This window comes from Mycobacterium genavense ATCC 51234 (assembly GCF_000526915.1).
GTDB classification, from domain to species: domain Bacteria; phylum Actinomycetota; class Actinomycetes; order Mycobacteriales; family Mycobacteriaceae; genus Mycobacterium; species Mycobacterium genavense.
The window spans coordinates 292,829-314,368 of sequence record NZ_JAGZ01000001.1; the positions used below are offsets into that span (position 1 = coordinate 292,829).

20 protein-coding genes, 1 tRNA gene and 2 pseudogenes are annotated in these 21,540 nt (G+C 67.2%); 14 read left to right on the plus strand and 9 right to left on the minus strand.

Annotated features, from left to right (window positions below; translation table 11 throughout):
* Positions 1–129: 129 nt before the first annotated feature.
* Together T428_RS0101365 and aceE are read right to left on the minus strand one after the other, a co-directional pair.
* A complete protein-coding gene (locus tag T428_RS0101365) occupies positions 130–1,455 on the minus strand; it encodes a PucR family transcriptional regulator (protein ID WP_025735056.1) in 1,326 nt (441 codons plus the stop codon).
* 140 nt (positions 1,456–1,595) lie between these two features.
* Entirely contained in the window at positions 1,596–4,385 is a 2,790-nt protein-coding gene (gene aceE, locus T428_RS0101370; RefSeq protein ID WP_025735057.1) for a pyruvate dehydrogenase (acetyl-transferring), homodimeric type, read from the minus strand.
* A gap of 162 nt (positions 4,386–4,547) precedes the next feature.
* Between aceE and T428_RS0101375 the strand changes: the two genes are divergently transcribed.
* The 7 genes from T428_RS0101375 to T428_RS24965 all read left to right on the plus strand — a co-directional run bounded on the left by T428_RS0101375 (position 4,548) and on the right by T428_RS24965 (position 10,076).
* Positions 4,548–5,138, plus strand: coding sequence for a hypothetical protein (locus T428_RS0101375; protein ID WP_025735058.1), 591 nt, complete (start codon positions 4,548–4,550; stop codon positions 5,136–5,138).
* Between the two features lie 84 nt (positions 5,139–5,222).
* On the plus strand, positions 5,223–5,645 hold the full coding sequence (locus tag T428_RS0101380; RefSeq protein ID WP_025735059.1) for a DUF3052 domain-containing protein: 423 nt from the start codon (positions 5,223–5,225) through the stop codon (positions 5,643–5,645).
* Positions 5,645–6,106 carry a peroxiredoxin gene (locus T428_RS0101385; RefSeq protein ID WP_025735060.1) on the plus strand — a complete coding sequence of 154 codons (462 nt, stop codon included), beginning with the start codon at positions 5,645–5,647 and terminating at the stop codon, positions 6,104–6,106. The genes T428_RS0101380 and T428_RS0101385 overlap by 1 nt, the downstream gene beginning before the upstream one ends.
* A 48-nt stretch (positions 6,107–6,154) precedes the next feature.
* A tRNA-Val gene (locus tag T428_RS0101390) sits at positions 6,155–6,229 on the plus strand.
* A 383-nt stretch (positions 6,230–6,612) separates the two neighbouring features.
* Positions 6,613–8,559 (plus strand): HAD-IIIC family phosphatase, encoded by a 1,947-nt coding sequence (locus tag T428_RS0101400; RefSeq protein WP_169733605.1) that lies wholly within the window; start codon positions 6,613–6,615, stop codon positions 8,557–8,559.
* Between the two features lie 96 nt (positions 8,560–8,655).
* Complete coding sequence (locus T428_RS0101405; protein ID WP_025735062.1) at positions 8,656–9,771, plus strand: glycosyltransferase; 1,116 nt, start codon at positions 8,656–8,658, stop codon at positions 9,769–9,771.
* A gap of 68 nt (positions 9,772–9,839) precedes the next feature.
* Entirely contained in the window at positions 9,840–10,076 is a 237-nt protein-coding gene (locus T428_RS24965; RefSeq protein WP_025735063.1) for a hypothetical protein, read from the plus strand.
* A 7-nt stretch (positions 10,077–10,083) separates the two neighbouring features.
* On the opposite strand, the gene T428_RS0101415 is transcribed toward T428_RS24965, so the two are convergent.
* A complete protein-coding gene (locus T428_RS0101415) occupies positions 10,084–10,824 on the minus strand; it encodes a maleylpyruvate isomerase N-terminal domain-containing protein (protein ID WP_025735064.1) in 741 nt (246 codons plus the stop codon).
* 85 nt (positions 10,825–10,909) lie between these two features.
* Here T428_RS0101415 and T428_RS24970 point away from each other — a divergent pair.
* A pseudogene (locus T428_RS24970) lies at positions 10,910–12,021 on the plus strand (epoxide hydrolase family protein).
* Here the strand turns inward: T428_RS24970 and T428_RS0101425 are convergent.
* From T428_RS0101425 to T428_RS24975, 3 genes and pseudogenes are all read right to left on the minus strand, one after another.
* Positions 12,018–12,419, minus strand: coding sequence for a VOC family protein (locus tag T428_RS0101425; RefSeq protein ID WP_025735065.1), 402 nt, complete (start codon positions 12,417–12,419; stop codon positions 12,018–12,020). The pseudogene T428_RS24970 and the gene T428_RS0101425 overlap by 4 nt on opposite strands.
* Positions 12,416–12,613, minus strand: coding sequence for an SDR family oxidoreductase (locus T428_RS32505; RefSeq protein WP_156942840.1), 198 nt, complete (start codon positions 12,611–12,613; stop codon positions 12,416–12,418). Before T428_RS32505 ends, T428_RS0101425 begins: the two co-directional genes overlap by 4 nt.
* Before the next feature lie 175 nt (positions 12,614–12,788).
* Positions 12,789–13,599 (minus strand): annotated as a pseudogene (locus T428_RS24975) (oxygenase MpaB family protein).
* Positions 13,600–13,794: 195 nt separating this feature from the next.
* On the opposite strand from T428_RS24975, the gene T428_RS0101445 reads away from it, so the two are divergent.
* Positions 13,795–14,742 carry a cobalamin biosynthesis protein gene (locus T428_RS0101445; protein WP_025735067.1) on the plus strand — a complete coding sequence of 316 codons (948 nt, stop codon included), beginning with the start codon at positions 13,795–13,797 and terminating at the stop codon, positions 14,740–14,742.
* Between the two features lie 39 nt (positions 14,743–14,781).
* Here T428_RS0101445 and T428_RS0101450 read toward each other — a convergent pair whose 3' ends face one another.
* From T428_RS0101450 to T428_RS0101460, 3 genes are read right to left on the minus strand one after another with little or no spacing between them, the layout of a single operon-like run.
* The gene (locus tag T428_RS0101450; RefSeq protein WP_025735068.1) at positions 14,782–15,594 is read right to left on the minus strand and encodes an SURF1 family cytochrome oxidase biogenesis protein; all 813 of its coding nucleotides are present in this window, start codon (positions 15,592–15,594) and stop codon (positions 14,782–14,784) included.
* Positions 15,594–16,082 (minus strand): low molecular weight protein-tyrosine-phosphatase, encoded by a 489-nt coding sequence (locus T428_RS0101455; RefSeq protein WP_025735069.1) that lies wholly within the window; start codon positions 16,080–16,082, stop codon positions 15,594–15,596. Before T428_RS0101455 ends, T428_RS0101450 begins: the two co-directional genes overlap by 1 nt.
* Positions 16,075–16,746: an HAD-IA family hydrolase gene (locus tag T428_RS0101460; RefSeq protein ID WP_025735070.1), complete on the minus strand. Its 672-nt coding sequence runs from the start codon at positions 16,744–16,746 to the stop codon at positions 16,075–16,077. The genes T428_RS0101455 and T428_RS0101460 overlap by 8 nt, the downstream gene beginning before the upstream one ends.
* Positions 16,747–16,829: 83 nt before the next feature.
* Here T428_RS0101460 and cobC point away from each other — a divergent pair, with 83 nt between their 5' ends.
* The 5 genes from cobC to T428_RS0101485 are packed head-to-tail and all read left to right on the plus strand — an operon-like array spanning position 16,830 to position 21,436.
* The gene (gene cobC, locus T428_RS0101465; RefSeq protein ID WP_025735071.1) at positions 16,830–17,855 is read left to right on the plus strand and encodes an Rv2231c family histidinol phosphate aminotransferase CobC; all 1,026 of its coding nucleotides are present in this window, start codon (positions 16,830–16,832) and stop codon (positions 17,853–17,855) included.
* Entirely contained in the window at positions 17,852–18,991 is a 1,140-nt protein-coding gene (locus T428_RS0101470; RefSeq protein ID WP_025735072.1) for a Nif3-like dinuclear metal center hexameric protein, read from the plus strand. Before cobC ends, T428_RS0101470 begins: the two co-directional genes overlap by 4 nt.
* Positions 18,988–19,725, plus strand: a complete 738-nt coding sequence (locus T428_RS0101475) for a zinc ribbon domain-containing protein (RefSeq protein WP_025735073.1) — start codon at positions 18,988–18,990, stop codon at positions 19,723–19,725. The genes T428_RS0101470 and T428_RS0101475 overlap by 4 nt, the downstream gene beginning before the upstream one ends.
* The gene (locus T428_RS0101480; protein ID WP_025735074.1) at positions 19,722–20,831 is read left to right on the plus strand and encodes a bifunctional RNase H/acid phosphatase; all 1,110 of its coding nucleotides are present in this window, start codon (positions 19,722–19,724) and stop codon (positions 20,829–20,831) included. The genes T428_RS0101475 and T428_RS0101480 overlap by 4 nt, the downstream gene beginning before the upstream one ends.
* A 14-nt stretch (positions 20,832–20,845) precedes the next feature.
* Positions 20,846–21,436, plus strand: coding sequence for a TetR-like C-terminal domain-containing protein (locus T428_RS0101485; RefSeq protein WP_051465089.1), 591 nt, complete (start codon positions 20,846–20,848; stop codon positions 21,434–21,436).
* Positions 21,437–21,540 lie beyond the last annotated feature (104 nt).

Genomic DNA, 21,540 nt, shown 5'->3' on the forward strand with positions numbered 1-21,540 from the left:
AACACTGTGGAAACGGTTTTGGCGGGTGTAACAGATTATGAACCTGGTCTTAGGTTTTTGTAGAGACCAAACAAAACCGCTCCACAAGCAACGTATTCGATATCGTGCCGCGATCTGTTGCCTGGATCACTATCGCACCGATGACGCCGCAGAACTCCCTCTGACCGGCAGCGGAACCGCCGTTACCGCGCTGTTACCAACACTAGAGGGGTTGGTGGGGTAGTTGAGTTGGCCGACCGTCGCCGCCACTCGCAACACGTACGCGTCGCGCGGTTGGGTGGGATCGCGCCCGGTGAAGTCGGTGATGCGCTTGAGCCGGTAGCGCACGGTGTTTGGATGAACGAACAACTTGCGCGCGCAGGCCTCGATCGCGCCGCCGCAATATAAGTAAGTGTCAAGAGTTTCTATAAGAGTCGGTCCGGCGTCGGCCAGGGGTCCCATCACGTCGGTGTGCAGCGCCACGATGGCCGAGGCGTCGCCCATCAGGGCCCGCTCCGGCAACAGCTCCCGGGCGTGCACGGGCCGGGGGGCGCCGGCCCAGCCGCGGACGGCGTTCATGCCGGAGATGGCCTCGCTGGCGCTGTGGTAGGCCGCGGTCAGCATCGCGGCGGTGGGCCCGATGACCACGGGGCCGTCGGCGAATGCACTCAACAGATCGCCCAAAAACTTGTCGGTCGGCGACAAGTGACCCGACACGATGGCCACCAGCCAGGTGCCGTGCACGTCGGTGAGGGCCGCGCGCCCGTGCCGAGCGGCCGTGTCGCGGACGATCTGGCTGGCTCGCCCAGTGACGACCTCGCCGTTGGTGCTGTCGCGGCTGGGCGCCGGGGTGCCGACGACGACCGTCGCCGGAGCGGTGGTGTCCCAGTTCAGCGCCGCCGCCCGGGACAACAGCTCGGGGCCGGTGTCGCCGCGCACCACCGCGTCGACGACGCTGGCCTCCATCCGGCTGTCCCAACTGCCCCGCGCCTCGGCGGCGTCGGCGTAGGCCGAGGCGAAGCTGAACGCCAGGCCGCGGCTGTATTTCAGGATGCCGACCGTCAGCGCGGTCAGCTGCTCTTCGGAGCGGGCCAGCAGCGGCACGACCTCCTCGAAGAACTCCATGGTCACCCGGACCATGTCCACGCTGTGGCGCAACGCGATGCGGCGGGTGAGCTCCTGGGGGACCAGCTCGAAGGCCTGCGCGGTGTAGCTGACGTTACTGTGCGGGTCCTGCATCCACTCAACGAAGTTGACGACGGCCGTCTGCACCACCAGCGCCACGCTGGCCCGCTGGGAGGCTTCCAGCTCGGCGAAGAACGGCAATCGCTCGCCCATGGCGGTCACGGCCTCGGTCGCCAGCCGCCCGGAGTACTGCTTGAGCCGTCGCAGCACGGAGTCCGGGACCGTGTTCAGGGTCTCCAGCGGCGACCTCGGGTGCTTGGCGAACGGGCCGGCGAACGGGTTGTCGGTCATCCCTAAAAGCTACGCCCGATTTCTGGAAGTTTCCGCCAAAGGCCCGGCGGGTTGTGGCGGTTTCGACGGCGAGCGCGGCTGGTTGCGCGCTCGGCGTCCACCGCGCGGCTGGCCGCGCGCTCGGCGGGTTGTCGGGGCCGTTATGCGACGTCGGAATAGGACGTCTGCTTCGGAGCGGCCTGCACGTCGTCGATGCGGTACTGCCGGGCGGCCGCGACCGGCACCGAGGGGTCGATCTCGCCATCGCGGGCCAGCGCCTCGAGCACCGCCACCACCTGAGACTCCGCGTCGGTGTTGAAGTACCGCCGCGCGGCGGGCCGGGTGTCGGAGAAGCCGAACCCGTCGGTGCCCAGCGTGACGAAGGTGTTCGGCACCCACGGCCGGATCTGCTCGGGCACGGCGCGCGTCCAGTCCGACACGGCGATCACCGGACCGGCGGCCCCTTCGAGCGCCTTCGTGATGTACGGAACGCCGGTCGGCTTGTCGGGATGGCGCAGCTGAGCCTGCTGGATCGCGAGCCCGTCGCGGTTGAGCTCACCCCAGCTGGTCACCGACCACACGTCGGCGTCCACATCCCATTCGGCGGCCAGCATCTCGGCGGCCTTCACCGCCGACGGCATCGCGACCCCGGAGGCCAGGATCTGTGCGGTGTTGGTGCGCCGCTCGCTGGCCGCCTGGTAGCGGTAGATCCCGCGCAGCACGCCCTCGGGATCCAGGTTGTGCGGCTCCGGCGGCTGCGCATACGGCTCGTTGTAGATGGTGATGTAGAAGTAGATGTTTTCCGGGTTCGGGCCGAACATCCGCGCCAGCCCGCTCTCGACAATGTAGGCGATCTCGTAGGCGAACGCCGGGTCGTAGGAGACCACCGCCGGGTTGGTGGCGGCCAACAGCAGCGAATGACCGTCGGCGTGCTGCAAGCCCTCACCGGTCAAGGCGGTGCGCCCCGCGGTGGCCCCCAGCACAAACCCGCGCGCCATCTGGTCGGCCGCGGCCCACAGGCCGTCGCCGGTGCGCTGGAAGCCGAACATCGAATAGAAGATGTACAGCGGGATCATCGGCTCGTTGTGCGTCGCGTACGACGTGCCGGCCGCGGTGAACGACGCCGCCGAGCCGGCCTCGTTGATGCCCTCGTGCAGGATCTGGCCGACTTCACTTTCCTTGTACGCCAACATCAATTCGGCGTCTACGGCCGTGTACAGCTGGCCGAGCCGGTTGTAGATCTTCAGCGACGGGAACCACGAGTCCATGCCGAACGTGCGGGCCTCGTCGGGAATGATCGGCACGATGCGTGGGCCAATTTCCTTGTCCCGCAACACTTCTTTGAAGGTACGCACCAACGCCATCGTGGTGGCGACTTCCTGGGTGCCCGAACCTTTCTTCAGCGCCTTGTAGGTGTCGCTGTCGGGGAGCTTGAGCGCCTTGGTTTTCGTCCGGCGTTCGGGCAGGAAGCCGCCCAGCTGGCGACGCCGGTCCAGCATGTAGCGGATCTCGGGGGCGTCGGGTCCGGGGTGGTAATACGGCGGCAGGTACGGGTCTTCCTCGAGCTGGGCGTCGCTGATCGGAATTCGGATGGCGTCGCGGAAGTACTTAAGGTCTTCTATCGCAAGCTTTTTCATCTGGTGCGTGGCGTTGCGGCCCTGGAAGTGCGCGCCCAGCGAGTAACCCTTGATGGTCTTGGCCAGGATCACCGTCGGCTGTCCCTTGTGGTCTACGGCCGCGCGGTAGGCGGCGTAGACCTTGCGGTAGTCGTGGCCGCCGCGCTTGAGGTTCCAGATCTCCGAATCGGTCATGTGCTCCACAAGCGCCTTAGTGCGCGGGTCGCGGCCGAAGAAGTGGTCGCGCACGTAGGCGCCGTCGTTGGCCTTGTAGGTCTGGTAGTCGCCGTCGGGTGTGGTGTTCATCAGGTTCACCAGCGCGCCGTCGCGGTCGGCGTGCAGCAGCGCGTCCCACTCGCGGCCCCAGACCACCTTGATGACGTTCCAGCCGGCGCCGCGGAAGAACGACTCCAGCTCCTGGATGATCTTGCCGTTACCGCGCACCGGGCCGTCGAGACGTTGCAGGTTGCAGTTGATGACGAAGGTCAGGTTGTCCAGCGCCTCGTTGGCGGCCACCTGGATCAGGCCGCGGCTCTCCGGCTCGTCCATCTCGCCGTCGCCCAAAAACGCCCACACGTGCTGATCCGAGGTGTCCTTGATGCCGCGGTCGTGCAGGTAGTGGTTGAAGCGGGCCTGGTAGATGGCGTTCATCGGGCCGAGGCCCATCGACACCGTCGGGAACTCCCAGAAGTCGGGCATCAACCGCGGGTGCGGGTAGGACGGCAGGCCGCCGCCGGGGTGGCTGTGCTCCTGCCGGAAGCCGTCGAGCCGGTCGGCGCTCAGCCGCCCCTCCAGGAAAGCCCGCGCGTAGATCCCCGGGGACGCGTGGCCCTGGATGAACACCTGGTCGCCCCCGCCGGGGTGCGCCTTGCCGCGGAAGAAGTGGTTGAAGCCGACCTCGTAGAGCGCCGCCGACGAGGCGTACGTCGAAATGTGGCCCCCCACGCCGATTCCCGGACGCTGGGCGCGGTGCACCATGATCGCGGCGTTCCAGCGGATCCAGGCCCGGAAGCGACGCTCGACGTCCTCGTCGCCAGGAAACCACGGCTCCAGCTCGGTCGGGATCGTGTTGACGTAGTCGGTCGACGTCAGCGCCGGCAGCGACACCCGCTGGTCGCCCGCGCGTTCCAGCAACCGCAACATCAGGTAGCGGGCCCGCGCCGGACCCGAGCGCTCCAGCAGCTCGTCGAAGGACTCCAGCCACTCCGAGGTTTCCTCGGGGTCGATGTCGGGCAGATAGGACGCGACACCGTCCCGGATCACCCGGACGCGATCGGGTTCGCTTCCGTTGCTTGGGGTTTTGGCCAAATCGTGGCGCGCGAACTCGGTCGTCAACGCACTACTCCTGTTGTCGGCGGTACCTGCATGCGTGTTCGACTTCCTATCGTGCCGTACCGACGCCTCGGGCGGGTAGCCGCAATCGGATCGCCGGCGAACGACACGAAACATCAGTGCGTTGACGGCGTCGGCAATCGGCACCCGGTAACGTCACAAACTGTGCTCACCGGATGGAAAGTCGTCCCGCGCCCGCGTGGGGGAGAGTTCCCCAAGCGCGGCGCGCTGGCGCTCGGCTGCGTGGCCACCGTGCTGATGGGCATCGTGGGCTGTACCACCGTGACCAACGGCACCGCAACCCCCGACACGAAGGTGGCGCCGGCCTACCGGCAGTCGGTGTCGTCGTCGGTGTCCGCCTCGATCGCAACGTCCAGCATCCGGGAGTCGCAGCGGCAGCAATCGTTGACCACCAAGGCGGTGCGCGGCTCGTGCGACACGCTGGCCACCACCAGCAAGGAAGCCATCGACAAGGTCAATGCCTATGTCGGGGCGTTCAACGGCGGCCGTGGCACCGGCCCGTTCGAGGGCCCGGCCATCGACGCGCTCAACAACAGCGCCTCGACGGTGAGCAACAACTTCAGCGATGCGTTGTCGCCGCAGCTGAAGGACGCGTTCAACGCGTATATCGACGCGGCGCGCGGCGTGGCGAACGCGATCGGCACCCATGCGGGGACCGGCGAATTCAACCGTCGGGTCGACCAGCTCAACGACACCAAGACCAAGGCGCTGAAATTGTGCCTGGCGTCCTTCTGAGGCGGAGTGTGAACCAGGTTCTGGCTGTGCGACGATAATCTCCAATCGCATGGCGCGCAGGGTGTGTTGTTAGGAGGTCCCACGGTGGTCGCGGTGGATGACGCCTCGAACTACGCTCGCAAGCTGGGCGTCCAACGAGATCAGGTTGTCCAGGAGTTCGGCTGGGACGAGGACACCGATGACGACATCCGCGCGGCAGTCGAGGAAGCCTGCGGCTCCGAGCTGCTCGACGAGGACACCGACGAGGTGGTCGACGTCGTACTGCTCTGGTGGCGAGACGGCGACGGCGACCTGGTGGACACCCTGATGGACGCGATCAGCCCGCTGGCCGAGGACGGCGTGATCTGGGTGCTGACGCCCAAGACCGGCAAGCCCGGCCATGTGCTGCCCGCCGAGATCGCCGAGGCGGCGCCGACCGCCGGCCTGATGCCGACCTCGTCAGTCAACCTGGGCGACTGGAGCGCCAGCCGGCTGGTGCAACCGAAGTCGCGCGCCGGGAAGCGGTAATGCTGCCGGTCGGGACGACCGCCCCCGATTTCACCCTGCGCGACCAGAACCAACAGCGCGTCACCCTGAGCGGCTATCGCGGCGATAAGAACGTGCTGCTGGTGTTCTTCCCGTTGGCGTTCACCAAGATCTGCCAGGGCGAGCTGAATGAGCTGCGGGATCACCTGCCCGACTTCGACAACGACCACAGTGTGGCACTGACGATCTCGGTGGGGCCCCCGCCGACGCACAAGGTCTGGGCCGCCGAGAGCGGGTTCACGTTTCCGGTGCTGTCGGACTTCTGGCCGCACGGCGAGGTCAGTCAGGCATACGGCGTGTTCAACGACCACGCCGGCTATCCCAACCGCGGCACCTTCGTCGTCGACCGGACCGGGATCATCCGGTTTGCCGAGATGAAAGAGCCCGGCGAGGCCCGCGATCAGCGACTGTGGACCGAGGCGCTGGAGGCTTTGCGGGGCTGAGAGTTTGAGCTCCCGGTGCGCGGGCGTGTAGCCTGCGGCGGGCATAGAGGGCGCGTAGCTCAGTGGTAGAGCTCTGGTTTTACACACCAGCGGTCGGCGGTTCGATACCGTCCGCGCCCACCAATGTCGTTGCAGGTCAACGGCATGGTTCCGCATGGTAACTTCATCCGGATCCCGGATTCCGCCACGCAACTGAACCGTCGCACGATGTTCTTTCAGTCGCGGTACGGCGAGAGTTCCACATCGAATTCCATACTTGTCTAGACTTCGGCACTCATCGGCTCGGCGGTCCCTATGCTTTAAATGTGCCGAACGCGCACTGCGGAGGAGGGTGTGCTCCGAGCCAAAACGACAGCGGAGGCTGTATGCAGGAAGACCGGTTTTACACGGACCCCGTCATCGATACCGATCGAGGCGCCGATCCGGGTCGAGCGGGTGGACGCTTCTCTCGGTCCGGCAGGGACCAGGGGCTCCCCGGTCTGAGTGCACTCCGCCGACGTTGGATCTTGCATCTCTTTCATCAGAGACACCGAATCCCGGACACGCCGCGCGGACGCCGCTTCCACGAATTCATCGCCCGCCAGGCTGACGCCCTCCTCGCCGCCGATATGCCAGATGCGGGACCGGCAGTCGAACGAATCGGGATTTCGAGCTACCTGTTCCCAACCGAGTTGCAAGTCACCGATGCGCCGCTTAAGAAAATGCTGCTGGTCGGCTCCTGCCTGAGCGAGGAATACTGGAACCGTTTCCGCGAGATCGATCCCGATCTCAAGGTGCACTACATTCCGTTGAACAATTTCCAGGAGTTGGCGCCGCTGGAGGCCGCACAACTCGATGGTTGCCAGCTGCAGTACATCCAAATCTCGTTGCGCGAGGTGCTGACCGACCGCATCGTGCGCATCTTCGATATCGATCAGGCGCAAGGTTTCGACGAGATCCTCGGCGACTCACGTGCCATCTTGGCCGCGATGCTCGATGCCGCAATGGCTTACAACGTGCAGCACGGGCTACTGACGTTGGTCGCCAATTTCTTTGTGCCCCAAGGCCATGCAGCGCCCAGTCTTGCCGGCCTCGGCGGCGAAGCCGACCTAACGACGCTGATCACCGAATTGAACCGTGAGCTCGCACACCTGGTGCGCAGCAAGTACAAGAACGCTTATGTGGCGGACGTGAACAGCCTTGCTAACTCGTACGGCAAACGCAACTTTCTCGATGACATTGTCTATTTCTACAGCCACGGCTCCGTACTCGGCAGCCACACGGCGCTCAACGAGGAGTGGGCGCAGCACGATAACTGGCCTGTCTGGTCGGCACCGGACCGTGCGCGGGCCGAGCCGGTGCCCGACCCCACAGAGCTGTATCAGGTGCAATCGAAGCCCTTTTTTCAATTGGTACTCGACCAAATCCGCTATCTGCATCGCGTCGCGCAGCAAGTCGACCAGGTGAAGATCGTCATCTTCGACCTCGATAACACCTTGTGGCGCGGGCAGATCGCCGAGCACTACGAAACCGGGCGCCAGTGGCCCGACCTACACAACTGGCCGGTCGGCATGTGGGAGACCGTGCATTACCTGCGGCGGCGGGGCATCGTCGTATCGGTGTGTTCGAAAAACGACGAGTACGTGGTGCGCGATCGATGGTCACGCGCGGTCAGCCTGCCGTGGCTCACCCTAGACGACTTTGTAGCGCCGAAGATCAACTGGGAGTCCAAATCCGACAACGTGCGGGCTATCCTGTCCGAGTTGCACCTGACCGCGAAAAGCGCGCTTTTCGTCGACGACAATCCGGTTGAGCGCAGCGAAGTGCTGAATCGTGTGCCGGGCATCCGCGTGATCGGCGGCAACCCGTTCGTTACGCGCCGAATTCTGTTGTGGGCCGCCGAAACCCAACGCAGCCTCATGACTGAAGAAGCGATGAACCGTGAGACCTCCTATCGTGGCATCGTGGCGAGCAATGCGGAGATGGCTTCGATGGATCGCGAGTCGTTCCTGAAAGGTCTGCAAATCCGCAGCCAACTCGATCACATCACTGAAATTGATTCGCCCCTGCTTCCACGTGTGCTGGAGCTGGCGAATAAAACCACCCAATTCAACACGACCGGCCTAAAGTGGACGTTGGCGGAAATCACCACATTCATCGAGAAGAAGGGCGCGGTGTTCGCCCTGAGCGTGCAGGACAAGTTTGCTGATTACGGCCTCGTCGGCGCGGTCTTCGTCAGCGACAGTGTGGTACGCCAGTTCGTGATGAGCTGCCGCGTGCTCGGCAAGGATGTCGAAGTTAACGCACTTAGGCAGATCCTGCAACTCGTGCGTGAGCAAGATGGAGGGACATCCATCTTGGGCATCGTGACGCCGACCGAGGTCAATGGGCCGTGCCAGGATATATTCCTACGCTCGGGTTTCGAGCCTACGGAACGGGCTGACACCTTCGCAATCATGAAAGACACGCTCTAGGGAGCAAGTGTCGCTTATCGAGTGGTACAAGACGGGAAGCCCGGCGAAGTCAACGCGGTTATGACCTCCGAACACTGGCCGTTCTAGGCTCCGTTGGTGAAATTCGTCCTGGCCGGTTATGGCACTCGCGGCGATGTCGAGCCGTTCGCCGCGATCGCCCGCGAGCTGCGGGGCCGGGGGCACGACGTGTGCCTGGCGGTGCCGCCCTGGATGCTCGGCTTCGTCGCATTGGCGGGACTGGCCGCGGTTCCGTTCGGCACGAATCCGACGCCGCTGAACGGACCGGACGACGTCGCGCGCCGCGTCACCCAGATCCTGACCGACTGGAGCACGGGCTTCAAAACGCTGGCGGACGGGGCCGACCTGCTGGTGACGGGCAAGGGCGAGCAACGGGTGGCCGCCAATGTCGCGGAGTACTACGGAATCCCGCATGCCGCATTGCACTTCTTCCCGGGCGACCCCGCGGTCCCGGGTGGCGTGATCGGGGCGCTGACGCGGCAGGCCGAGCAGGCTCAACGTCACGATCTGGGCTTGCCGGATGTCGCCGCTCCCGCACGAGAACCGTTGGAGATCCAGGCATATGAGGAGTTCTGCTTTCCCGGCCTGGCCGCCCAATGGGCGGGTCAGGGGAAGCGACGGCCGTTCGTCGGGGCGCTGACGCTGGAGTTGCCGACCGACGCCGACGCCGAGGTCTTGTCGTGGATTGCCGCGGGAACACCACCGATCTATTTCGGTTTCGGCGGCGCGATGACACTGCCCGATCCCGCCGAGACGCTCGCCATGATCACCGCGGCCTGCGCGCGATTGGGGGAGCGGGCGTTGGTCAGTGGCTTAGCCGGCGCCACGTCCGACCGGGTGAAGCTGGTGAGCGCGGTCAGTCACGCGGCGGTCTTCCCGGCCTGTCGCGCGGTCGTGCACCACGGCGGCGCCGGAACCACGGCCGCCGGCCTGCGCGCCGGGATCCCGGCATTGATCCTGTGGCACGCGGCCGACGACCAACCGGTGTGGGCGGCGGCGATCACCCGGCTAGGAGTCGGCTTCGGCCGCGAATTCCGTTCCACCACAACGGATTCGCTGGCCGCGAGGCTGCGCGCGATTCTGCAGCCGGACCGCGTCGCGCGGGCTTGCGAGCTGGCCACCAAGATGACCCGACCCGCCGAAAGCGTCGCCAGGGCAGCCGATCTCCTCGAAGGGGCCGGTCGCGGCGGATAGTTGGCATTCGGCTGAACGCGAGGCGAACCATTGTCGCCAATGACCGGGGTGTGGCATTGTCTGGGGGCGTGAGCGAGCAACCCGGTGTCGAGAGCGCCAGTGCGGGCCAGGCGGCACCGGCCGTCGGGCCGTTATCGGCGGCGAATCAACCGGCAACCAAGGCCGATTTGTATGCCGCGGTTGATGCCCTGCGCGCCGACATGCGTGAGCTGATGAACGAGGTCCGCAAGCTGATCCAGGAAGCGGATCGTCGGGTGACGGACGCCGAGCGTGGCGAGGGCGCCGACCTCGACGACGCCTGGTGACGCCCGTTCACTCGTGAAGGTCAGCGGCCGGCGGCCGCACCGCGCCCCTGTGGAAGATCGGCAGCAGCGCGTCGGCGTCCCCGTCCCAGGGCAGGGCTGCCAGCTGACGGTGGCTGCGCCGTCCGCCGAAGGCACGTAGCGCCTCGAAATCGGTGAGTTCAACCGCGATTCGGCTGGGCGCTTTGGCGGGGTCGCCGAGCTGGGTGGTTCCCGTCGTCGGGGTGGTCAATTGCAGGTAGGGATGCGCATTGCGCCGGATGGTCCGGTCGACCATCGTCGTCACGAATCCGGCGGCCACGGCGAACGCCGGATCCGCTGTCCGATAACCGGGTTCGCCGAGCGCGCCGCGGATGTCGTGTTCATGCGTCAGGGCGTCGAAAACCGACTGGGCGTCAACAAGTTTCGGGCTGTCCGCCAAGTATGCGGCAACCGCCTCGGTGGCCGTCGCCCACAGATCGAGGACCTCGTCGACGCTGTGATCGGCCAGACGGTTGAGCTGGGCCTGCGTCCATTCGTCGGTGCCCGTGTTGTCGAGATTGACCGCGACGATGTCCTGGGCGGCGCCGGCCAGGTGACACACCGTCTGGCGAATCGACCAGTCGGGGCAGGCCGGCACGCCGTGCTCACACACGCCGGCGCGGCCCCGGAGCAGGGCATCGACGCGGCGCTGCACCGTGCGGTATGCCGCCGCGGCCTCGGCGAGAGAGCGCAGATGGCGCCGCGCGCCGGTGGCGATCGCTTCCGTCATGGCGGACAAGCTACCAAATATTAAGAGAACAGTAAGAGCGACGGGCGGCTGTCGGGCGGTTCTCCCACGGCGGCAGTATGAATGCGTGAAGCCGTTTCGAATCGACGTGTCCGACGACGTACTCGACGATCTGCGGTCGCGCCTGGCGCGCACCCGATGGCCGGAAGCCGAATGTGTGGACGACTGGAGTCAGGCATTCCGCTGGCCTACACCCGCGAACTGGCCGAGTACTGGGCCAGCGACTACGACTGGCGGTCTCGCGAGGCCGCGCTCAACCGCTTCGACCAATTCGTCACCGACATCGACGGACTGGACATTCATTTCATTCACCAGCGCTCCCCGCACGCCGACGCGTTCCCGCTGGTGATTACGCACGGCTGGCCGGGCTCAATTGTGGAATTCCACAAGGTGATTGAGCCGCTGACCAATCCGGCATCCGGGCGTGCCGAGGACGCCTTCCACGTCGTGTGTCCGTCGCTGCCCGGATACGGCTTCTCCGGCAAGCCCACCCGCACCGGGTGGGGCGTGGAGAAAACCGCGGCGGCCTGGGAGGACCTGATGCTGCGCCTCGGCTACCACCGCTACGGCGCGCAGGGAGGGGACTGGGGTGCGGCGGTCACCACGCAGATCGGCCGAAACGGCGGCCACTGCGCGGGGATTCACCTGAACATGCCGATCGGTCGTCCGGGCAACCTCGACAACCCGACCGAGGAGGAGAAGGCGGCCCTGGCCGCGCTGGCCAACCACCGCAAGTGGGGCACCGGCTACTCCAAGCAGCAGTCCACTCGGCCGCAGACTCTCGGCTACGGCCTGGCCGACTCGCCTGTCGGACAACTGGCGTGGATCGTCGAAAAGTTCTGGGACTGGGCCGATTGCGACGGTCACCCGGAGAACGCGGTCAGCCGAGACGAGCTACTCGACAACGTGATGGTGTACTGGGTGACCAACACCGCCGCGTCGTCGGCTCGCCTGTACTGGGAGAGCTTCAGCGTCTGGGGCGGGGGAGGTCGCGTCGAATTGCCCACCGGCGTAGCCGCTTTCCCGGGTGAACTGCTGAAGTCACCGCGGACGTGGTGCGAGCCGAACTACAACATCACGCACTGGACCGATATGCCGCGCGGCGGTCACTTCGCCGCGTTCGAACAACCCAAGTTGTTCGTCGACGACGTCCGCGCGTTCTTCGCGACGGTGCGCTAGGACGCCGACAGGGCGAAGAACTCCAGCGCAATGCCGTCGGGGTCGCGGAAGCTCAGGCCTGACCCGTAGTCGGCATCGACGATGCCGCCGTGCGCGATGCCCAGCTCGTTCAGCCGGGTGACCCAAGTCTGCAGTTCGGCGCGGTTGGGGCAGCCGAAGGCGACATGGTCCAGGCCGACGCGGTGCTCGCTGAAGTCCTCGTCGGGGACGCCGCGATCGTGCTGGTGGATGCCGAATAAGGTACCGTCGTTCAGCAGCCACACCTGATGCCGGTAGCCGGCCTCGGCGTCGTGGTCGTCGGCGAGCGGGTCGCTGCCGAAAAGGCGGCTGTACCACGGCCCGCTGACTGCGACATCGCGCACCGTGACCGCAACGTGGTTGATTGCTGGAAAGGTCATGACTCGACTCTACGGCCGAGCATCGGGCCACTGGCCGAGTAGTCGCCGTCGACGGCCAATGCGGCGCCGGTGACGAACGACGCCGCGTCGCTGGCGAGAAACAGTAAGGCGGCGGCTAATTCGGTGGGCTCGCCCCAGCGAGCCATCGGCGTCGGCAGATAACTGCCGCGGCACTTCGGCGCGGTGGCGACCATGTGGTGGACGTCGGCGCCGTTCGTGACGTCCACATGCACCGGCACCGAGGCGCTCGGAGATGTCGTTCTCGCACCCGCTGATGTCGGCGCACACGACGCGGGCTCCTTCGTCGGCGAATCGGTTGGCCGCCGCCCACCCGATACCGATGGCGACCTTGCCTGCAAGACGGCCCATCTAGACGATCCGCCAGCCGCGACGCGCTCGGAAACGCATGTCCCACAAGTACATTCGGTACCAGATGATCCAGGTGCGGTGCGGAATGAACAGATCGGCCAGCCGCAGCGCGGACAGCAACCGCTCGAACCGCGCTGCTGACGCTGCGACCAGTCCAGCTGCATCATCGCCCGAAACTCCGGGGCCAGGAACCCCGTCGTCGCGAACAAATTGAGCGGACCGGCCAGCGCGTTGAGCGGCCAGGGCAGAAACGCCAGCGCGGCCACGCCGTGCATATGCTCGCGCACCGGCGGATCGATGCGGAGCTCGTCGAGCGAACGCTTCCAGTACTCGTCGAACGCGACGAGGTCCGGCGGCCACATGCGCTCGGGCACCTGCAGCATCGTACCGAGCCGCTTGGCGTCGCGATAGACGGCTTCGGCGCTGACCTCGTCGAGTGGGCCATGCAGGAACTCGTGCTGGTCGACGAAGTAGCGGTACAGGCAGGCGGCCACCCACAGCTGCAATTTGGGGTCGAAGGCGTTGTAGGACACCGGGCTCGATAACGTGGACCGCACCTGGCGGTGTGCGACGTCGACGGCATTGTGGATCAGCTCCCGGTCGGGCTCGGTCCTGATGGTGGCCGCCGCGAGATACGTGCCGGTGGTGCGGGCTCGCTTGAACGCATGCTGGTAGACGTTGCCGCTGTCCACCGGGCTCTCCAGCACGCCGTAGCCGACGCCCGCAACGCCAGCTGCATGATCACGTTCGCGGCGGGCAGCAGCGGCGCTGCCGCGTTGAGCAGGTCGGCGACCCGGGTCACGGGCTTCATACAGGCGAGTAGACCACGTCGGCGCCCCGGGCGTTAGTACCCGCCGAAAGTGGGCACGTTGGCACTCATGGACCTGGATACGTCGTCGCTGCTGTGGTGGGTGCTGGCCGCGATTGCCGTCGTGGCCGCGCTGCTGATCGTCGTGTCGATCGCCTAGCAAGCAGGCCCGAGCCGGGCATGTGAGACGCTGCCGAGGTGGTTGCGACGCGGATCCAGATCGCCGGTGTGCTGCTCGGCTGCCTGGCCGACCTCGCGCTGAGCGACCCGAAGCGAGGCCATCCCGTCGCGGCGTTCGGCCGAGCCGCCGCCAAGCTCGAGCAGGTCACCTACCGCGACGCGAAAATCGCCGGCGGGCTGCACGTGAGCCTTGCGGTCGGCACGGTGGGGCTGCTCGGCACGGCCGTGCAGCAGGCCGCCGCACGTCGCAACCCGCTGCTGACGATCGCCGCCACCGCCACGGCCACCTGGGTCGCGCTGGGCGGAACGTCGTTGGCGCGCACCGGCCTGGAGATGGCGCGGCTGCTCGACCGCGACGACATCGAGGCCGCGCGCCGGCTGCTGCCGTCGCTGTGTGGACGCGATCCGGCCCGGCTGGACGGCTCCGAGCTGACCCGCGCCGCCCTGGAATCCGTCGCGGAGAACACCTCTGACGCGCAGGTGGCACCGCTGCTGTGGGCGGCCGCGGGTGGAGTGCCGGGCGTGCTGGTGTACCGCGCAATCAACACGCTGGACGCGATGATCGGCCACCGGTCGCCCCGCTACATCCGATTCGGTTGGGCCGCAGCGCGATTGGACGACGTGGCGAACTACGTCGCGGCCCGGGTGACCGCGGCGTTGATGGTGGTGTGCGCACCGCTGGTCGGCGGATCGCTGTCGGGCGCGGCCGGGGCCTGGCACCGCGACGCAACCCGTCATCCCAGTCCCAACGCCGGGGTGGTCGAGGCGGCGTTCGCCGGGGCGCTGGGGGTGCGGCTGGGCGGACCCACGCAGTATCGGCACGAGCTGCAGATCCGCCCCACCCTCGGCGACGGGCGAGCGCCCGCTGTGGCCGATCTGCGTCGCGCGGTGGCGCTGTCGCGGATCGTGCAGCTGGGCGCCGCCGTATTGCTGGCCGCACTGTCGGGTGTGTCGTGGTGGCTTTGAGTTTGCGGGTGGGGCGGCGTGCGCGCACACCCAATGGCCTTAGCGGCGGCGCCCGTAGCGGTCGGCGAGTTTCTCCTCGACTGTCATCGGAGTCTGGGGGGCCTTCGCCTGCTTTTCCTGGCGCCGGACCCGGATCTCCGAGTACGCGAAATAGCCCAGCCCGATCGGGGCCAGGACGCCGAACGAAATCCACTGGATGCCGTAGGACAGGAACGGCCCGGCGTCCAGATGCGGCACGCCGATCACGCCGAGCCCGCCGGGCTGGTTTTCGACCAGTTGCAGGTAGGACTTGGCCAGCGGCACCTTGGTCAGCACCGAGACCTGGTCGGTGTTGATCGAATACACCTGCTGCACACCGTCTCTGGAGAACGGCTCCTTGTTCTGGACCGCCGGCTCGGAGTCTCGCAGCCACGCCGTGATGGTCACGGTTTCTTGCGGCGGGCGGGGGATCGGCGGGACGTGCGAGCCGGGCAGCGGGCGCACGTAGCCGCGGTCTACGAGCACCGTCGGTCCGTCGTCGACGACGAACGGGATCAGCACCTCGAAGGCCTGATCCGCGTCGACCACCCGCAACCGGGCCAGCACCTGGACGTCGGGCAGGTAGTGCCCGGTTGCGATCACCCTGCGCCACTGCGCATTCGGTGCCGACGAATCCTGCTGCGGCAACAAGGTTTTCAACGACACCGGTGGGGTGTTCAGCGAGTTCTCGATCTGATGGTTCTCCCGTGACGTGCGGGAGTTCTTGCCCAGCTGCCACGGTGCGAGCACCATGAAACACAGGTAGGTGAAGGCGATGACCACCAGGATCAGCGCTATCCAGCCTGGCCGCAGCAAAAATCCCAGCCGACGCATCAACCGTGCCCGTTTTTCGCCAGTTGCTCGTCGACCCAGTCGTGCAGGCCGGGCAGCGCCGCCTCGATGCCGGCCAACACCTCTTCGAAGTCGGCGTGGTCGCCGTAGTAGAGATCCTCGACGTCGAGGGCATGAGCTCCCGAGCGTGGGTCGAACGAGCGCAGCATCCTGATCCGGTCGGCGTCCACACCGAGTTGCTGCAGCATCCGAAAATGGTTGCGGCCCAACGTTACCAACAGATCGGCGCCCAGGTGGTCGTCGTCGAGCTGCGCGGCGGTGTGGTCGGTGGAATAGCCGTGGGCGCGCAGCACCTTGGCCGCGCGCTCGTCGGCGCCGCTGCCGACGTGCCAGTTGCCGGTGCCCGCACTGGTCACCCGCACCGCGTCGCCCAGACCGCGCCGCCGCAGCTGGTCGGCGAACATTTTCTCGGCCATCGGTGAGCGGCAGATGTTGCCGCTGCAGACGAAGGTCACATGCAACTCAGACACCCAGGGCCCTCCGCAGTTCGGAGATCGTCGCGGCATGCGTCACGCCGGTGACGGCGTAACCGTCGGCGAAGTCGGCCTTGCCGTAGCCCCAGCCGACGACAACGGTGTCGATGCCGTGCGCGGCGGCCCCGTCGACGTCGTGGCTGCGGTCGCCGACCATCAACACCCGCTCGGGCAGCGGTTGTAGCTGGGCCAGCGCGTGCGCCAGCACTTCCTCCTTGCTGCGGCGAGTGCCGTCGGGGCAGGCGCCGGCGATGACCTCGAAGTGGTGGTCGAGCGCGAAGTGGGCCAGGACGCGGCGCGCCGTCGGCTCCAGCTTGGACGTGGCCACGGCCAGCCGCACGCCGGCGGCCCGCAGGTCGGCCAACAGCGGCTCGATCCCGTCGAACAGGCTGTTGTTGGACCAGCCGCGCTCGCCGTATTCGGCCCGGAACGCCGCGAACGCCGCGTCGGCGCGCTCGCCGAGCATCAGCTGGAACGTTTCGTCCATCGGCGGGCCGACGATCCGCGCCGCCAGATCGCCCTCGGGCACCGGTTCGCCGACGTGTTCGAGGGCGTGGGTGAAGCTGGCGAGGATCCCCGCCGCGGAATCGGTCAGCGTGCCGTCGAGATCGAAGATCACCAGCTGGGGGGCCAGCCCGTCGGCCGAAACTGCTCCTGTCACCTCACCATTGTCGTCGATGGCAGGTAGTGCGGTGTGACGGTGTTCCTGCCGGGCTCCCAGGACGGCGCACTAGTGTTTCACGGATGGCGAGTCCGGAATCGATGGCGCGTTACCACGGTGACCAGGCCGCCGCGCCGGGAATGCTCGACTTCGCGGTCAACGTCCGGCATGCGCAGCCACCGCAATGGCTGATCGAGCGGCTGGCCGCGCGGCTGCCGGACCTGGCGCGCTATCCCGGCGTCGAGGACCTGCGCCGCGCTCAAGACGCGGTCGCGCGGCGGCACGGCCGGGCGCGCGAGGAGGTGCTGCCGCTGGCCGGGGCCGCCGAAGGGTTCGCGCTGCTGCCCAGCCTGCGCTCGGCGCGGGCGGCGCTGCTGGCGCCGTCGTTCACCGAGCCGGCCATCGCGCTGAGCGCGGCCGGAGTGCCGGTGCACCACGTCGTCGTCGGTCCGCCGTTCGGTTTGGATCACGTGGACGTGCCCGCGGACGCCGACCTCGTCGTGGTGGGCAATCCGACCAACCCCACCTCGGTGCTGCACCGGCGCGAGCAGCTGCTCGCACTGCGTCGGCCCGGACGGATCCTGGTGATCGACGAGGCGTTCGCGGATTCGGTTCCCGGCGAACCGGAGTCGCTGGCCGCCGACTCGCTGCCCGACGTGCTGGTTCTGCGCAGCCTGACCAAGACGTGGGCGCTGGCCGGGCTGCGAGTGGGCTATGCACTGGGCGCGCCAGAGGTGCTGGTGCGGTTGACCGCTCACCGTGCGCACTGGCCGGTGGGCGCGCTGCAACTCGAGGCCATCACCGCCTGCAGCGGCGCCGACGCGGTTGCCGACGCGGTGCGGCTGGCACAGTTGCGGGCCGAGATGGTGGCCGGTCTGAGCTCGATAGGTGCCGAGGTGGTCGACGGCGTGGCCCCGTTCGTGCTGTTTCGCCTTCCACATGCCGACGAGACACGAAACAGGCTGCACGACAAGGGGATTGCTGTGCGCCGCGGTGACACGTTCGTCGGCCTGGACGGCAGTTATCTGCGGGCCGCGGTGCGCCCCGAGTGGCCGCTGCTGGTCCAGGCGATCTCGGAAACCATGCCCGTCAGCGGGAGGCAGCGGTGAGCGCACGGCTATCCGACGTGATCGAGGTCCTGGACCAGGCCTACCCGCCGCGGCTGGCCCAACCCTGGGATTCGGTGGGCCTGGTGTGCGGTGACCCCAACGACCTGCTCGATTCGGTCACGATCGCCGTCGACGCCACCCCGGCGGTGGTCGACGACGTGCCCGAGGCCGGGCTGCTGCTGGCTCACCACCCGCTGCTGTTGCGCGGCGTCGACACCGTCGCCGCCAGCACGCCGAAGGGCGCCTTGGTGCATCGGCTGATCCGAAGTGGGCGTTCGCTGTTCACCGCGCACACCAATGCCGACTCGGCGTCGCCCGGCGTCTCCGACGCGCTGGCGGATGCTCTTGGCCTTACCGTCGAAGCGGCACTCGAACCGCAGTCGGAGCCAGCCGATCTCGACAAGTGGGTGATCTATGTGCCGCGAGCGAACGCGGAAGCGGTGCAGGAAGCGGTGTTCGAGGCCGGCGCCGGCCATATCGGGGACTACTCGCACTGCAGCTGGAGCGTCAGCGGCATCGGCCAGTTCCTGCCCCACGACGGCGCCACGCCCGCGGTCGGCACCGTCGGCACCGTCGAACGGGTGGACGAAGACCGGTTCGAGGTCGTCGCACCCGCGCGGGCCCGGCCGGCGGTGCTGGCGGCGATGCGCGCCGCCCACCCGTACGAAGAGCCGGCCTTCGACATCTTCGCCCTGGTGCCCGCGCCCGGCGATGCCGGATTGGGCCGCGTCGGTACGCTGGCGCAACCGGAATCGTTGCGCGCCTTCGTCTCCCGCGTCGGCGCCGCGCTGCCGCAGACGTCCTGGGGGGTGCGGGCGTCCGGCGACCCCGACAAAGTCGTCTCCCGGGTCGCGGTGTGCGGCGGCGCCGGCGACTCGCTGCTGAGCATCGTCGCGCGCGCCGACGTGCAGGCCTACGTGACCGCCGACCTGCGCCACCACCCGGCCGACGAGCATCGCCGGGCCTCGGACGTGGCGCTGATCGACGTCGCGCACTGGGCCAGCGAATTCCCTTGGTGCACACAAGCTGCCGAGGTGCTGCGATCCCGGTTCGGTGCGGACCTGCCGGTGCACGTGTCCACCACCCGCACCGACCCTTGGAACATCGGCCACGAATCATGTGGAGACCAATCATGAAAGCCGAAGTAGCACAGCAGCGTTCGCTCTTGGAGTTGTCCGAGCTGGACGCGGAGCTGGCCCGCATCGCGCACCGGGCCACTCGACTGCCACAGCGCGAGGCCATCGAGCGGATGCGAGCCGAGCACGACGCGGCCAATGACCGGCTGGGCGCACTGCGAATCGAGTTGGAGGATCTCGACACTCAGGTATCGCGGTACGAGTCGGAGATCGCGGCGGTGCGCCAGCGTGAGGATCGCGACCGGTCGTTGCTCGAGTCGGGGGCCACCGATGCCAAGCAGCTGGCGGATCTGCAGCACGAACTGGAAACCCTGATCCGCCGGCAGACCAGCCTGGAAGATTCGCTGCTGGAAGTCATGGAACGCCGCGAGGAGCTAGCCGCCCAGCTGACCGCCGAGCAGGACGCGATAGCCACGCTGCGGTCCGAGCTGGCGGGCGCCCAGCAAGACCTCGATGCCGCCCTGGCCGAAATCGACGAGACCCGGCAGGCGCATGCGGCGCAGCGCGACCGGCTGGCCGCGTCCCTGGACCCCGATCTGTCCGCCCTCTACGAGCGGCGGCGCGCCGGGGGAGGACCGGGCGCCGGGCCCCTGCTGGGACATCGGTGCGGCGCGTGCCGGATCGAGATCGACCGGGGAGAGCTGGCCCGCATCTCGGCGGCGGCCGACGACGACGTGGTGTGCTGCCCCGAATGCGGAGCGATCCTGTTGCGCGTCAAGGGGACCGGGCAGTGAAGGTCGTTATCGAAGCCGACGGGGGATCGCGCGGCAATCCCGGACCGGCCAGCTACGGCGCGGTGGTGCACACCGAGGACCGCGCGACTGTGCTGGCCGAAAACAAGCAGGTTATCGGCCGGGCCACCAACAACGTCGCCGAATACTGCGGCCTGATAGCCGGTTTGGAAGACGCCGTGAAACTCGGCGCCAGCGAGGCCGACGTGTTCATGGATTCCAAGTTGGTGGTGGAGCAGATGTCGGGGCGGTGGAAAGTCAAGCACCCCGACCTGATCGAGTTGCACGCCCGGGCTCGAGAATTGGCGGTGCGCTTCGACCGGATCAGCTACACGTGGGTACCGCGCGAACGCAACAAACATGCCGATCGGCTGGCCAACGAGGCGATGGACGCCGCGGCCGCAGTCGACGCCTCGACGGTCGACGAGCCTGCGAAGGATCCCGTCAAATCCGCTGCGCCGCAACCCTCGTCGCCACCCGGCTGGACCGGTGCGCGCGGCGCCCCGACCAGGCTGCTGTTGCTGCGCCACGGGCAGACCGCATTGTCGGTGCAGCGCCGCTATCCCGGCCGGGGCAATCCGGAACTGACCGAGTTAGGGCGTCGGCAGGCCCAGGCGGCGGCGCGGTACCTGGCCGAACGTGGCGGCATCGCCGCGGTGATCTCCTCGCCGTTGCAACGGGCCTACGACACCGCGGCGGTGGCGGCCAAGGCACTGGGCCTGGACGTGACCGTCGACGACGACCTGATCGAGACCGACTTCGGCGGCTGGGAGGGGCTAACGTTCGCAGAGGCCGCCGAACGCGATCCGGAACTACATAGCCGCTGGCTGCGCGACACCAGCACGGAACCGCCGGGCGGGGAGAGTTTCGATGCCGCACTCGAGCGGGTGTGCCAGGCGCGGGAACGCATCGTCGCCGCCCATCAAGGCGCAACGGTGTTGGTCGTTTCGCACGTCACGCCGATCAAGATGTTGTTGCGCCTCGCGCTGGATGCCGGGCCCGGCATCCTGTACAGATTGCACCTTGACCTGGCATCCTTGAGCATCGCGGAGTTCTATTCGGATGGGGCATCTTCGGTGCGACTCGTGAATCAGACCGGCTATCTCTAGCCGCTAGGAGCAGCATGTCGCTGGATCAACGACCCGGGGCAGCACCGGGCGAAGTTCCCGCAGCTATTCGGGCGCAGGTGATGCCGGCGGTGCTCGACGAGTTGGCCTGCTGGGGTGTGGAACGTTTCAGCGTCGAGGCCCTGGCCGAGCGTCATCGCATCGACACCGAGATGATTTACCGCCACTGGGGCAACCGTCAGCGGCTGATCGTCGATGCGGCGCTGGCCGACCTCGAGACCTGGGGCGACGTGCCGAACACCGGCTCGTTGCACGGGGATTTGGAAGCGTTGGCCCTGGGCGTCGCCAAGCGCATCAACGACGAGGTGGGCCGTGCGTTCTTGCGGGCGCTGGTGATGGGGCCTCGTGGACGCCACGACGAAGAGACCCGAATGATGTTCTGGCGGGCCCGTTTCGCGATTGTGCGCCAGATCGTCGACCGGACCAAGGACCGCGGTGAACTACGCGACGGCATCACCACGGTGGCTGCCACTCAGATTCTGTTGGCGCCGATCAATATTCGCGCGCTGTATTCGGATGCGCCGATCGACGACGAGTACTGCCTGGCCATTGCCGACATGGCCTACCACGCAATTGCCTGCGAATAGGCGCTGCTCCATGACGGCCTGCCCTGCGCCGAACGTGCTCTGGTGGAGGGATTTTGGCGATTTTCTCGCCACCAGAGCACGTTCGGCGAAAAGGGGGGCCTCGG